This is a genomic window from Stenotrophomonas sp. SY1, from assembly GCF_021202945.1.
GTDB lineage: Bacteria > Pseudomonadota > Gammaproteobacteria > Xanthomonadales > Xanthomonadaceae > Stenotrophomonas.
In genome coordinates, this window is the sequence record NZ_JAJOYR010000002.1 from 430,713 (window position 1) to 444,812 (window position 14,100).

Sequence of the window (14,100 nt, forward strand, 5' to 3'; positions counted from 1 at the left end):
TGCGGCGCTAATTGACCGTTCACCCGGTGCGGTTATCGTGCGTACTCCATCCTTGATGCAACTGCCGCGAGCCCTCCGATGAACCTGCGCCACCTGCTCCTGCCCGTCATCGCCTGCGTGGCGATGGCTACCACCGCCCACGCCGCGCCACAGGTCAAAGGGCAGCAGCTCACGGTCGGTGCTGCCGACGTGCAGCAGTATCTGGATGGCAGCTTCCCGCGCACGCAGAAAGCCCTGGGCGGCTTGTTGGCACTGACCGTCAGCCAACCACGGCTGACCCTTCCGCAGGGCAGCCGCCTGGACCTGGCTTTCAGCCTGGCCATGGCCGCCGGTGGTTCGTCGATGCCGGTGGGCAACGTCCAGATCAGCAGCGGCCTGCGCTACAACCCGCAGACGCAGGGCTTCCACCTGGAGCAGCCCACCGTGGACGAGTTCCAGCCGGCGATGGCCGGCGGCGAGCTGGATTCCAGCACCCGCAGCCTGCTCAACAGCTGGCTGGCCGACTACGCCCGACGCGAGCCGATCTACAAGATCGACCCGGCCATCGCCCAGGTGATGGGCGCGTTGCAGGTGGAGTCGGTGGGCATCGAGAACGGCCGCATCGCAGTCAACTTCAACAAGAACCTGGGCAGCTTCGTGCCCCAGGGCCTGCTCGGCAACTGAAGCAATCGGCCCACCGTAAACGGAGCGAAGGCCGCGCAAGCGGCCTTCGTTGTATGTGCAGGCCGGGATGGAATCCCTGCCGATGGCGCGCCCATCAGCGAGCGGCGGAGACCACAGTTCCCCGATCCCCGCCCAGGCTCAGCGCTTGGGCTGGAGCATTGTGCCGGTGCACTTGGGCGAGCCGCAGCGGCATTCCCAGATCTTCTTCAGGCGCGCGGTGTGGCGCTCGGCCAGGGTGATGCCGTAGTTGTAGGTCAGTTCCTCGCCCGGCTTGATGTCACGCAGGGCTTCGATGAGCACCTTGTCGGCAGCGCGATCATCGCCTTCGGCCTCGGCGATCACCGCCTCGCAGTTCGGGTCGCAGCTGTGGTTGATCCAGCGCGCGTCATTGCCCTTGTGGTTGGCATCGATGACGTAATCGTCATTCAGGGTGAACAGGAAGGTATGCCCGCTTTCCACATCGCCGGTGTCGTCGGCATCCACTTCGGCGTGGGTACGACGCTTGCCCTTGTACTCGATGACGCGCGCACCTTTCTTGATGTCTGCCACGGCAAAGACGCCGTTGCCGTGGATGCTGGATTTGCGCGCCTGGATCTTCTTGGGCATGTATCTGGCCGGAACTTGAGGGAAGTCAGTGATTCTCGCCCATAGCGCGGGAAACATGGAACAGGACATGAGGATTGGAAGATCCCCCGCGGGGCCGGCAGGCTCCAATTAATTGGTATGAGAAATGCGCAAGGACAACGACGCAGGCCGCCTCCGATGCGCTTCGTGGTAGCCCGCTCCTCCTCGCCCGTCATTCGTTCACGCCCGATCCCGCCGTTTCCTGAACAGCAAAACTTGGACCGGAGGCGATCAAAGCGTACAATTTTGGTCCCCTTTGATCGCCAGCCGCCGAGATGCTCCGCGTCACCAAGCTCACCGATTACGCCACCGTCGTCATGACCGTGCTTGCCGCACGGCCAGCCGAAGTGCTGAGCGCGACCGAGCTGGCCGAGGCCGCCGGGCTCGAGCCGCCCACCGTCAGCAAGCTGCTCAAGCCGCTGGCACAGGCCGGACTGGTGGAAGGCCTGCGCGGCGTGCGCGGCGGCTACCGCCTGACCCGCCCGGCCAACGAGATCACCCTGATCGAGATCGTCGAGGCAATGGAAGGCCCGCTGGCGATCACCGAATGCAGCCAGGGCCAGAGCCATTGCGGCATCGCCAGCCAATGCGGCGTGCGCGCGAACTGGCGGCTGATCAACGACGTGGTCGCCGATGCCCTGCGCGGCGTCACCCTTGCCCAGATGCTGCACCCCCTTCCCCTTGCAAGCGAACGCCGGCGCATCAGCGTCGACGTCGTGTCCTGAACAAACGTAGGCAGCCCGATGGCCACCGAAATCATTGAGAACGTCGGCACCACCGACACCCCGAACCGTGAGATCCACGAACAGCTGGGTCGCAAGTACGACGCCGGCTTCGTCACGGATATCGAATCCGATTCGTTCCTGCCGGGCCTGAACGAGGACGTCATCCGTGCGCTCTCGGCCAAGAAGGAAGAGCCCGAATGGATGACCCAGTGGCGCCTGGATGCCTACCGTCACTTCCTGACCATGCACCAGCCGGACTGGGCCAAGCTGGAGATCGCCCCGATCGACCTGCAGGCGCTGAGCTACTACTCCGCGCCGAAGGGCCCGAAATACAAGTCGCTGGATGAGGTGCCCAAGGAACTGCTGGACACCTACGACAAGCTCGGCGTGCCGCTGCATGAACGGGCCAAGCTGGCCGGCGTGGCGGTGGATGCCGTGTTCGACTCGGTGTCCGTCGGTACCACCTTCCGCAAGGAGCTGGCCGAGAAGGGCGTGATCTTCTGCTCGATCTCCGAAGCCATCCGCGAATATCCGGAGCTGGTCCAGAAGTACCTGGGTACGGTAGTGCCGGTCGGCGACAACTACTTCGCCGCGCTCAACTCGGCGGTGTTCTCCGACGGCAGCTTCGTGTTCATCCCGGCCGGCGTGCGCTGCCCGATGGAGCTGAGCACCTACTTCCGCATCAACGCCAACAACACCGGCCAGTTCGAGCGCACCCTGATCATCTGCGAGGACCGTGGCCACGTCTCCTATCTGGAAGGCTGCACCGCGCCGATGCGCGATGAGAACCAGCTGCACGCCGCGGTGGTCGAGCTGGTGGCGCTGGAAGATGCCGAGATCAAGTACTCCACCGTGCAGAACTGGTACCCGGGCGACGAGAACGGCGTCGGTGGCATCTACAACTTCGTCACCAAGCGTGCCGAATGCCGTGGTGCACGCTCCAAGGTGACCTGGACCCAGGTGGAAACAGGTTCGGCCATCACCTGGAAGTACCCGTCCTGCGTGCTGCTGGGCGATGACTCGGTGGGCGAGTTCCACTCGGTGGCGCTGACCCACCACCGCCAGCAGGCCGACACCGGCACCAAGATGATCCACGTCGGCAAGCGCACCAAGAGCAAGATCATTTCCAAGGGCATCAGCGCCGGCCGTGGCCAGAACACCTACCGCGGTCTGGTCAAGGTGGCCGCCGGTGCCGATGGCGCGCGCAACTACACCCAGTGCGACTCGCTGCTGATCGGCAAGAAGTGCGGCGCCCACACCTTCCCCTACATCGAGGTGAAGAACCCCAGCGCCACCGTCGAGCACGAGGCCACCACCTCCAAGATTTCCGACGACCAGATGTTCTATTGCCGCTCGCGCGGCATCGACCAGGAAAACGCGGTGTCGATGATCGTGGACGGCTTCTGCAAGCAGGTGTTCAAGGAACTGCCGATGGAATTTGCGGTAGAAGCCAAGAAGCTGCTGGAAGTCTCGCTGGAAGGGTCGGTCGGATGAGCCGCCTGCCCCTGCTCCTGCTGGCGCTGCTGCCGCTTGCGGCCTCCGCCGCCTCACCCGGCAAGGCCTGCGACAACGCCCGCACCCAGCTGGAAATCAACGAGTGCGCCGCCCAGGAAGCCAGCGCCGCCGATGCCGAGCTCAACGCGGTGTACCGGCAGGTGATGCAGCAGCTGCAGGGCCAGCCGGTGGCCGTGGAAAAGCTGCGCGCCGCCCAGCGCCTGTGGATTCCACTGCGCGATGCCGATATCGCCGCGCGCTACCCGGTTGGCAAGGATGAGAACCCGCGTGTGTTGTACGGCTCGATGTACCCGATGCTGTACTCCGCCGCCAAGGCCGACCTCACCCGGCAGCGCACCCAGTGGCTACGCGCCACCTTCATCGATCGCGCCGAAGGCGACCTCTGATCGCCCCGCTCCCTACTTATTGAAGACCGCACCCTCATGCTGAAGATCGAAAACCTCCACGCAAGCATCGGCGACAAGGAAATCCTCAAGGGCCTGTCGCTGCAAGTGAAGCCCGGTGAAGTACACGCCATCATGGGCCCCAACGGCGCCGGCAAGTCCACGCTGGGCAACGTGCTCGCCGGTCGCGAAGGCTATGACGTCACCGAAGGCAGCGTGCAGTTTGAAGACGGCGACCTGCTGGAGCTGGCGCCGGAAGAACGCGCTGCTGCCGGCCTGTTCCTGGCCTTCCAGTACCCGGTGGAAATCCCCGGCGTGAACAACACCTACTTCCTGCGCGCCGCGCTCAACGCACAGCGCAAGGCACGTGGCCAGGAAGAACTGGATTCGATGCAGTTCCTCAAGCTGGTCCGGCAGAAGCTGGCCGTGCTGCACCTGAAGGACGAGCTGCTGCACCGTGGTGTCAACGAAGGCTTCTCCGGCGGTGAGAAGAAGCGCAACGAGATCTTCCAGCTGGCCGTGCTGGAGCCGAAGCTGGCGATCCTGGACGAAACCGACTCGGGTCTGGACATCGACGCGCTCAAGAGCGTGGCCGACGGCGTCAACGCACTGCGCTCGCCGGAGCGCTCGTTCCTGGTCATCACCCACTACCAGCGCCTGCTCGACTACATCAAGCCGGACGTGGTGCACGTGCTGGCCGAGGGCCGCATCGTCAAGAGCGGCGGCCCGGAGCTGGCCCTGGAACTGGAAGCGCACGGCTATGACTTCCTGAAGGACCGCGTGGTGCGCGAGGCGGCCAAGTAATGAATGCCCTGCTCGACTCACTGGCCGCCGGCTTCTGCGGCAGCAACGAGCGCGCCGAGCTGCTCGAGGCCGCGCTGAAGACCGGCCTGCCCGCCGCGCGCAACGAAGCGTGGAAGTACACCTCGCTGCGTCAGCTCGAACGCCGCCGCTTCACCGCCGCGCCGCTGCAGGCACCGTCCATCGACGCCGCGCTGCTGGCCGACATTCCGGCCCCGCGCCTGGTGTTCGTCAATGGCCGCCCCAGCGACGCCCACAGCGACCTGTCCGGGCTGGATGCCGGCGTGCAGGTACGCACGCTGTCGGCGGTGAAGGAAAGCGAGCCGGAAGCCACCCGTTTCCTCGGCCGCCGTTTCAACCGTGCCGAGGAAGTCTTCGCCCAGCTCAACGCCGCACTCGCCGACGAGGGCGTGCTGGTGCAGGTGGAGGCCGGCACCGGCAGCACCACGCCGCTGCACCTGGTGTTCGTCAGCGCCCCGGACGAAAGCGACCGCGCCTGGCACCACCGTCATTTCATCGAGCTGCGCCGCGGCGCCACGCTGGGCCTGGTCGAGCACCACCTGCAGGCCGGCGACAGCGCGCACCTGGACAACACCCTGGTGCACGTCCACCTGGCGCAGGACGCGGTGCTCTCGCATGCCCGCGTGCAGGCCGACAGCGCCCGCGTCACCTCGCTGCTGCGCACCGACGCTGTGCTGGCGCGCGATGCGCAGTACCGCCGCATCGATCTGGAACTGGGCGCGGGCTTGAGCCGCCATGAGCTGAACGTGCGGCTGGAAGGCGACAACGCAAAGCTGGTCGCCAACGGCGTGCTGCTGGGCACCGGCCGCCGCCACATCGATACCCGCCTGGGCATCGAGCATATCGCCCGCGACACCAGCGCCGAGCTGCTGTGGCGTGGCGTTGCGGCCAACCGCAGCCGCGTGGTGTTCCATGGCGGCATCAACATCCGCGAAGGCGCCGACGGTACCGACGCCAACCTGTCCAACAAGAACCTGCTGCTGTCCGCCGACGCCGAGATCGATACCCAGCCGACGCTGGTCATCGACGCCGACGAGGTCAAGGCCGCGCATGGCGCGACCGTGGGCCAGCTCGACGCCAATGCGCTGTTCTACCTGCGCTCGCGCGGCGTGCCGGCCGAACAGGCCCGCGCCATGCTCAGCGCCGCGTTCTGCCATGAGCCGCTGGCAGCCGTGGACGGGGTCCTCACCGAGAAGCTGGCCCGTCACCTGGACCAGGCACTGCAACAGGCTGGCATGGCATGAACCTCTCCTCCCCGCGTCCGATCCATCCCCCGGCCACCGCCCCCGACTGGGAGCGCGTGCGCGCCGATTTCCCGCTGTTGATGCGTGAGGTCAACGGCAAGCCGCTGGTGTATTTCGACAACGCCAACACCGCGCAGAAGCCGCTGCAGGTGATCGGCGCGGTGGACGAGTTCTACCGCCGCTACAACGCCAACGTCAGCCGCGCGGTGCATGCGCTGGGCACCGAGGCCACCGACGCCTACGAAGGCGCACGCACCAAGCTGGCGCGCTTCCTCAACGTACGCAGCGATGAGCTGGTGCTGTGCAGCGGCACCACTTTCGCCATCAACCTGGTGGCGTACTCGTGGGCGTTGCCGCGGCTGAAGGCCGGTGACGTGATCCTGGTCTCGCGCATGGAGCACCACGCCAACATCGTGCCGTGGCAGCTGGTGGCACAGCGTACCGGCGCGACCATCCGTGTGGCCGAGATCAGCCCCGATGGCAGCCTGGACATGGACGCGCTGCACGCGGCAATGACCCCGGAAGTGAAACTGCTGGCGCTGACCCACGTTTCCAACGTGCTGGGCACCATCAACCCGGTGCGCGAAATCTGCCGTGAAGCGCACAAGCGCGGCATCGTCACCGTCATCGACGGTTCGCAGGCCGCCCCGCACCTGAGCGTGGACGTGGCGGCCATCGGTTGTGATTTCTATGCGATCACCGGCCACAAGATGTGCGGCCCGACCGGCACCGGCGCACTGTGGGCACGCCGCGAGCTGCTGCAGGAAATGCCGCCGTTCATCGGTGGCGGCGAGATGATCAAGGAAGTCAGCTTCGACGGCACCGTGTTCAACGATGCCCCGCACAAGTTCGAAGCCGGCACCCCGAACATCGCCGGCTTCATCGGCCTGGGCGTGGCGGTGGACTACCTGGAAGAACTGGGACGCAGCCACATCGAAACACGCGAGCAGGAACTGCTGGCCCACTTCACCGAGGAACTGCAGCGCGTCGATGGCGTGCGCATCTTCGGCACCACGCCGCACAAGGCCGCGGTGGTGTCGTTCCTGGTCGAAGGCGCGCACTCGCACGACCTGGCCACCCTGCTCGACCTGCAGGGCGTGGCAGTCCGCTCCGGCCAGCACTGCGCGCACCCGCTGCTGCAGTACTACGGCGTCGCCGCCACCTGCCGCGCCTCGCTCGCGTTCTACAACACGCATGAAGAGATCGAATCGTTCATGGCAGCATTGAAGAAGGTCCGCGCCCTGCTGGGTTGAACGGCGGTACCGGGCGACCATCTTGTCGCCCCTTCGCAACTGTGCCAGCCTCCCGACCGAGCCTCGGGGGAAGCGCATGAGCGTAAACAAGGAACGGTACTGGGCGCTGGCATGGTTGATGACAACGGTGCTCTGGCCCTGCCTGGCATGGGCCGCGATGGATGTGGTGAAGCCGGGACAGCTCCCGGCGCTCAAGCCGGACGAAGGCTTTGTGCTGGTCGCCGTGGACAGCAACGTCGACCTGTACCAGGTGCGCGTCAATCGCGACGGCAAGGTCTGGGGCAGCGGCACCATGACCGACCTGAAAAGCGGCCAGAGCTACCGCCTGTACGTCGCCCCGGTGGGCCGCTACAAATGGCGTGAACTGTCGCTGGCCTACGGGTTCCGCTACCAACTGGGCAACGACAAGGAATTTGAGTTCGACGTTGCCGCCGGCGCCATTGCCTACCCCGGCGATCTGGTTTTTCGCCCCACCTCGTTCTGGCGTGCCGATATCCGTCGCTCGAACCGGGGCCTTGCAGCGATCAACTGGCTGCAGCGCAACCATCCGGCGATCTACAGCCAGTACGCCCTGAACTACTCGGGCCATTACCCGGATCCGTTCCCTGCGTTCTACAAGGACATTGCCGCGTCGCAGACGCCACCGCCGCCGGATCCGACTCCTGCCGGGACCGGTGGCGCCGATACGCAGAAGGATGAGGAGCTGGCCAAGCAGGAAGCCGCAGCCGATCCGTGGTGGCGCCATTCCAGGATCATCGCTACCAGCCTCAATCCGGCCGGCACGCTGTTGGTGCAACAGGTCCGCCAGGCACCCGGAAAATGGGACCTGGACCTGATCGACCTGCGCAACAGCACCGTCATCCGCCTGGCCTCGGCCGACATGCCATTGGCGAGCTTGCGCTGGGCCAGTGACCAGACGCTGCTGGTTTCAACCCGCTTGTCCGACGGCACCCATCGCGTTTCGGTGGTGCGCATGCAAAGCGATGCGCAGGGCAAGCGCTCCTTTTCAACGTATCAGATTCCGATCAACGGCTCGGTGCTGGACCTGCTGCCCAAGCAGCCGGACCACATCCTGTTTGCCAGCTACAGCCGCAAAGGCGAGCTGATGGTGCATACGCTGGAGGTGGGCAACAAGGCGGCGGTTGAAGCCTTCCGCCCTCAGTTTCGCGAGCGCTTGAACAGCGGGCTGTCCGATGACGTCTGGTGGTTGGCCGACGGTGATGGTGCCCTGCGCATGGGCATTGTCCGTCGCGGCGAGGACCACTTCCTGGTCCGCCGCAACCTGGGGCTTCATGAGGACGTGATGAACCTGTCCGAAGAGAACGATTTCGATCCCATCGGCATTTCTCCGGACGCCTCCAGGATCTACGCGTTGACCGACAAGGATCGCGCCCAGCGCGATCTCGTGGAGTTCGACGTCGCGACCCGAACCATCACCCGAACCCTGTATACGCAACCCGGTACCGATGTGCACACGGCACTGTTCGACGAACAACGCAATGTCATCGGCGTGGAGTATTACCGCAGCGGGCAGTTGCTGACGCATTACTTCCAGGAGGCCGATGCGAAGGTCGCCGCGCAGGTCGCTGCGGCCTTTCCCGGTCGCACGGTCGAGCTGGTGGAACGAAGCCGTGACGCTCACAGCCTGATCCTGCGCGTGGACGCGGCCGACATGCCGCCGCAGCTCTACCACCTGGACGTGACAAAAGGCGTGGCAGCACAGGTGGGCGAGTCGTTTCCGTGGCTGGCCGAACGCACGTTCGCTCCCACGCATACCCTGCAGTTCACCGCCGCAGATGACCTCAAGGTCGATGCATTCCTGACCCTTCCGGCGGGCGCCGCGCCCAGGCCGCTTGTGGTGTTTCCGCATGGCGGCCCGATCGGCGTGGCCGACAGCCTGCACTTCGATCCCGAAGTGCAGTTCTTCGCCTCGCGCGGCTACGCGGTATTGCGGGTGAATTTCCGTGGCTCTGAAGGCTACGGCCGAGCGTTCCGCGAGGCCGGGCACCGCAATTACGGCAGCGGCATCGAGAATGACATTGATGCCGCGATCAAATTCGCACTCGCCCGGTATCCGATCGATGAACAACGCATGTGCGTGGTGGGTACCAGTTACGGCGGCTACTCTGCGCTGGTATCGGCGGTGCGCTGGCCTGAGCGGTTTCGCTGTGCCGTCTCCATTTCCGGGGTCAGTGATCGTCTGCTTTTCTTTACCGCCAGCGACACCGCGCGAAGTGAGAAAGGCCGCCAACTGGCCGAGAAGCTGATGGGCAACCCCAATGAGGATCTGGCCGCCATGCGCAGCACCTCGCCGTTGTACCAGTACCAGGTGCTGACCACCCCGGTCATGCTGGTACATGGCAAACAGGACGCACGCGTGGATTTTGAACACAGCCGACGCATGGCGCGGATGCTGTCACTGGCGGGCAGGCCGGCCAGCGAACTCTACTTTGATGATGAAGGGCATGGCTTCGACTCGCCGGCCAACAAGACCAGGGCATGGGAGCAGATCGCCAGCTTTCTCGACAGGGCAATGCACAAGCAGCAAGCCGCGGCCGCAACCGGCTCTGCACAAACCGGCGCCGGCAAAGGCCCGCAGGAAACAGCCGGGCTAGAATGAGCACCATGGACGCCATCACCTACCGCACCGCTACCACCGCCGACATCCCGGCCCTGATCGAACTGGTCACCTCCGCCTACCGTGGCGACGCCTCGCGCGTGGGCTGGACCACCGAAGCAGACATCCTTGATGGGCAGCGCATTGATGCCGAAGGCATCCAGGCTGACCTGGAGCGTCCGCGCAGCGTGATTCTGCTGGCCGAACAGGCCGGCCAACTGATGGCCTGCTGCCATGTCGCTGACGAAAATGGCCATGGCTATTTCGGCATGTTCGCGGTCAACCCCAAGGCACAGGGCGGCGGTGTCGGCAAGCAGATGATGTTGCAGGCCGAACGCCATGTGCTGGAGCAGTGGCAACTGCCGCTGATCCAGATGACGGTGATCGACTGCCGCGACGAGCTCATCGCTTTCTACGAACGTCGTGGCTATGTCCGCACCGGCATCAAGAAGCCATTCCCGTACGGCGATGAGCGCTTCGGCATTCCCAAGCGCGATGACCTGCAGTTCGAGGTATTGGAGAAGCCGCTGGGAGCCACCGCATGAGCGAGACCTGGACCTTCATCTGTGCCAGCGAGGAACTGCTGCCCGGCGAAATGAAGACCGCCTTCGACGAGGTAACCGGCACCCCGTTGGTCGTGTTCAACCTCGATGGCGAACTGTATGCATTGGAAGACCAGTGCAGCCATGAGGAATTCGAACTGTCCTCGGGTGTGATCGACCCGGCCGAAGGCAGCATCGAGTGCATCCTGCACAGCGCCCGCTTCGATATCCGCAGTGGCAACGCCCTGTGCGCACCGGCCTATACGCCGGTGCCCAAGTTCCCGGTCAAGCGCGAGCACGGCGGCATCTGGTCGCGCGACGACCGCGACTGACCACCCCACGGCACCACCCGGGCGCGAAACCCGCGCCGCGCCCCTCTCCTGATCCTCCCGCAATGCCCGCCTCCGGCTTCCGGCCCATGGCGGGCGTCAGCCGTGCCCCTTGCCCCGCGCAAAACCGGCTTCGACAGACGTTACGCCCATCTCGCCGTCATGGGCTCGGCAGGCACGACAGCGCCGGCGGCCCCGCAATACCGGCTGTCCCACTTCGGTCCAGGTCGCCGTCGCCACAGCCCGGTCGGCAACGGTTTCAGAGCTGGCGGCGCTTGGGAAACAAGCGGCCCAACATGCCAGCCCACTGTCCCGGGAACACCTTCAGCCGGCCACCCAATATTGATAACGCAAACAATTCTCAATAAGATGCGCATCCATTGCACTTTGCAATGATTTTTTAACACAACGAACCCATGCCCCACCCTCCCTCCACGGCTCTTCAGCGACCTGCCGCCTTCGTGCTGCAGCGCCTGCCGTGGTTGATGCTGGCATTCGGGTTGCTGTTGGCCTGGACGATGCTGGCAGGACACCCCAGCGCGGCACCAGATGCGTTGCCGAGCACGGGCTTCGACCAGGTCAGTGCCGTTCCTGGCGGCGGTCATCCGGCAGACCTGCCGGACATGGTTGCCATTTCCGAATCCGGCGCCGAATCCTCACGCACTGCACGTCCGCGCCCGACCCCGGCCGACCTGCTCACTTCATTGATGATCGGCGTCGTACCGAGCCGCATGTTCCTGGCTGCCGCAACCGACACCCGGCTGCGGCATGCGCTTGAGCGCTCGCACCACTATCCGGCGGCACCTTATCTGCTGTTGAACCCCGGCCACGCCCCGCCGCTGGCCTGATCGCGTTCGTCCCTGGCCTCGCGCCAGCGCTTCAACCGCAATCCAGTTCCCTTCAAGACGCCTGCAAGCCACCGAAACCGGGCTGTTCCTGCCCTGTCGTTGCCCGCCAGCCGTCGATATCGATCCGTCCTCTGCTGCGCGTCCGCCCCCAGCGTCGTTTCAACGCCATCGGGCGCGTTGCCTCCATCCCCTTTCCCTACCTGCCGATTACCCATGACGCATATCAAGAGCCGCAAGCATGCTTCCCCGACCCGCAGCGTCGGCACCCTGGCCTCGACCGCCGGCCTGATCACCGGCCTGGTCGCATTCCCTTCATTGGCCCTGGCGCAGTCCGCCGAGCGCGACGCCCGCACCCTGGACCAGGTCGAGGTGCATGCCACCACCGGCTTCAAGAGTGAGAAGTCGGCCAACAACAAGTACAGCCAGTCGCTGCAGAACACCCCGCAGACCATCCAGGTCATCACCGGTGACCTGTTCAACCAGCAGGGCGCCACCACCCTGACCGAAGCCCTGCGCAACAGCGCTGGCGTCGGCACCTTCTACGCGGGCGAGAACGGCAACACCAGCACCGGTGACACGGTGTACATGCGCGGCTTCGACAGCTCCAGCAGCATCCTCGTGGACGGCATCCGCGACCTGGGTTCGATCTCCCGCGACGTGTTCAACACCGAGCAGGTGGAAGTGCTCAAGGGCCCGGCCGGCACCGACATCGGCCGCACCGCGCCGACCGGCGCGATCAACATGATCACCAAGCAGGCCAACCTGCGTGATGCGGTCTCCGGCAGCCTCTCCGCCGGCGTGGACGGCCAGCAGCGCGCCACCGCCGACTGGAACCAGACCCTGGGCGCCACCTCTGCGCTGCGCCTGAACGCGATGTGGCAGGACAGCGATGTCGCCGGCCGCGACCACGTCAACAACAAGCGCTGGGGCCTCGCACCGTCGTTCGCCTTCGGCCTGGGCACCGCGACGCGTTACTTCCTGAACCTGCAGTACCTCAAGCAGGACAACATCCCGGACGGTTTCGTGCCGACCATCGGCCTGCCGGGCTGGACCCCGCAGCCGGGTCTGGAGCATCTGGCCGGCCATCCGGTGAATCCGGAGAACTTCTACGGCACCGTCTATGACCACGACGATGTGACCACGCAGCAGGCCACGTTCCGTTTCGAGCATGATTTCTCGGACACCTTCAAGCTCACCAACACCGCACGCTGGGGCAAGACCGAGCAGGACTATCTGCTGACCGCGTTCATGTCCACCGGCGGTACCGCTGCCAACCCGCAGGGCGGCAACATCAAGTGGACGGACATCAACGATCTGTCCACCTACACGATGAATCGCAGCAACCTCACCTACAAGGATCAGGAAAACTCCATCCTGACCGACCAGCTGAACCTGCGCGTGGACTTCGCCACCGGTGCCGTGCAGCACAACTTGAACGCCGGCCTGGAATTCACCCGGGAAGAACAGAAGAGCTGGGGCAAGGCCGGCACCGTCGGCGCAGGCTGGGGCCCGGCCAATCTGTACGACCCCAACTGGAATGTCAGCGGCCTGACCACCCGCCGCACCGGCGCCAACACCGAGGGCAAGACCACCACCTCCTCGCTGTACGTGTTTGACACCCTGAAGTTCACCGAGAGCTTCATGGTCACCGCAGGCGTGCGTGCCGACCACTACAAGACCGAGTACGACGCCGCTGCCCTGTGTACGGCCGCCAACTGCGCCGGCAAGCCGCTGGGCACGCTGATCAACCTGCCTTCGCAGGAAGATTCGGACACCCTGGTCAGCTGGAAGCTGGGCGCGCTCTACAAGCCCAGCGACGCGGTCAGCGTGTACGCCAACTACGCCGTGTCGCAGCAGCCTCCCGGCGGCAGCAACTTCCAGTTGAACGAAACCGCCGGCAACGTCAACAACATCAACATGGACCCGCAGGAAGCGGCCACCATCGAAGTGGGCACCAAGTGGAACTTCATGGATGACGCGCTGGCACTGAACGTCGCCCTGTTCCGCACCGAAGTGACCAACGAGATCACCGGCAGCGCTGCCGAGGGTTACTTCCAGAACGGCCAGAAGACCGTGGAAGGCGTGGAAGTCTCCGCGGTTGGCCGCATCACCGACAGCTGGTCGGTCTCGGCCGGCTACACCCACATGAACACCCAGGTCGACACCGGCAGCCTGGTCACCGCCGACGGTACCAACAACCTGACCTACACCCCGGACGAGGCATTCACCGCCTGGACCAGCTACGACTTCCCGTTTGGCCTGACCATCGGCGGCGGTGCCCGTTACTCGGGTGAAATGCACCGCGGCACCGACGGTGCCCGTGGCACTCCGGCCTTCACCAAGTCCTACACCGTCTATGACGCCGTGGCGTCCTATGCGATCAACGACCACCTGGTGCTGCGCTTGAACGCCTACAACCTGTTCGACAAGCAGTATGTCGCGGCGATCAACAAGAGCGGCTACCGTTACACCCCGGGTACCCCGCGTACCTTCGTGTTCAGCGCGGACTTCCGCTTCTGAGCCGGGCGGCGCGGG

The 14,100-nt window shown here is 65.0% G+C and carries 13 protein-coding genes; 12 read left to right on the forward strand and 1 reads right to left on the reverse strand.

All coding sequences use genetic code 11. The features are described 5' to 3' along the window. Nucleotides 1–78 precede the first annotated feature (78 nt). The gene (locus LR961_RS13385) at nt 79–663 is read left to right on the forward strand and encodes a DUF1439 domain-containing protein (RefSeq protein ID WP_232150187.1); all 585 of its coding nucleotides are present in this window, start codon (nt 79–81) and stop codon (nt 661–663) included. A 138-nt stretch (nt 664–801) separates the two neighbouring features. On the opposite strand, the gene LR961_RS13390 is transcribed toward LR961_RS13385, so the two are convergent. Continuing rightward, a complete protein-coding gene (locus LR961_RS13390) occupies nt 802–1,269 on the reverse strand; it encodes an SET domain-containing protein-lysine N-methyltransferase (RefSeq protein ID WP_232150189.1) in 468 nt (155 codons plus the stop codon). A 293-nt stretch (nt 1,270–1,562) separates the two neighbouring features. Here LR961_RS13390 and LR961_RS13395 point away from each other — a divergent pair, with 293 nt between their 5' ends. From LR961_RS13395 to LR961_RS13445, 11 genes are all read left to right on the forward strand, one after another. Next, nucleotides 1,563–2,012: an SUF system Fe-S cluster assembly regulator gene (locus LR961_RS13395; protein WP_232150199.1), complete on the forward strand. Its 450-nt coding sequence runs from the start codon at nt 1,563–1,565 to the stop codon at nt 2,010–2,012. An 18-nt stretch (nt 2,013–2,030) separates the two neighbouring features. Next, nucleotides 2,031–3,506 carry a Fe-S cluster assembly protein SufB gene (sufB, locus tag LR961_RS13400; protein WP_232150202.1) on the forward strand — a complete coding sequence of 492 codons (1,476 nt, stop codon included), beginning with the start codon at nt 2,031–2,033 and terminating at the stop codon, nt 3,504–3,506. Further along, complete coding sequence (locus tag LR961_RS13405; protein WP_232150204.1) at nt 3,503–3,913, forward strand: lysozyme inhibitor LprI family protein; 411 nt, start codon at nt 3,503–3,505, stop codon at nt 3,911–3,913. Before sufB ends, LR961_RS13405 begins: the two co-directional genes overlap by 4 nt. A gap of 36 nt (nt 3,914–3,949) precedes the next feature. Further along, the gene (sufC, locus tag LR961_RS13410; RefSeq protein WP_232150206.1) at nt 3,950–4,714 is read left to right on the forward strand and encodes a Fe-S cluster assembly ATPase SufC; all 765 of its coding nucleotides are present in this window, start codon (nt 3,950–3,952) and stop codon (nt 4,712–4,714) included. Continuing rightward, entirely contained in the window at nt 4,714–5,976 is a 1,263-nt protein-coding gene (gene sufD, locus LR961_RS13415; RefSeq protein WP_232150216.1) for a Fe-S cluster assembly protein SufD, read from the forward strand. The genes sufC and sufD overlap by 1 nt, the downstream gene beginning before the upstream one ends. Further along, a complete protein-coding gene (locus LR961_RS13420; protein ID WP_232150225.1) occupies nt 5,973–7,229 on the forward strand; it encodes a cysteine desulfurase in 1,257 nt (418 codons plus the stop codon). Before sufD ends, LR961_RS13420 begins: the two co-directional genes overlap by 4 nt. A gap of 76 nt (nt 7,230–7,305) precedes the next feature. Then, nucleotides 7,306–9,849, forward strand: a complete 2,544-nt coding sequence (locus LR961_RS13425; protein WP_232150234.1) for a prolyl oligopeptidase family serine peptidase — start codon at nt 7,306–7,308, stop codon at nt 9,847–9,849. A gap of 5 nt (nt 9,850–9,854) precedes the next feature. Continuing rightward, nucleotides 9,855–10,391, forward strand: coding sequence for a GNAT family N-acetyltransferase (locus LR961_RS13430; protein ID WP_232151152.1), 537 nt, complete (start codon nt 9,855–9,857; stop codon nt 10,389–10,391). Then, nucleotides 10,388–10,720, forward strand: a complete 333-nt coding sequence (locus LR961_RS13435) for a non-heme iron oxygenase ferredoxin subunit (protein WP_232150236.1) — start codon at nt 10,388–10,390, stop codon at nt 10,718–10,720. Before LR961_RS13430 ends, LR961_RS13435 begins: the two co-directional genes overlap by 4 nt. Nucleotides 10,721–11,133: 413 nt before the next feature. After that, nucleotides 11,134–11,565: a hypothetical protein gene (locus LR961_RS13440; RefSeq protein ID WP_232150238.1), complete on the forward strand. Its 432-nt coding sequence runs from the start codon at nt 11,134–11,136 to the stop codon at nt 11,563–11,565. A gap of 213 nt (nt 11,566–11,778) precedes the next feature. Beyond that, nucleotides 11,779–14,085: a catecholate siderophore receptor Fiu gene (locus LR961_RS13445; RefSeq protein ID WP_232150248.1), complete on the forward strand. Its 2,307-nt coding sequence runs from the start codon at nt 11,779–11,781 to the stop codon at nt 14,083–14,085. Nucleotides 14,086–14,100: the final 15 nt, after the last annotated feature.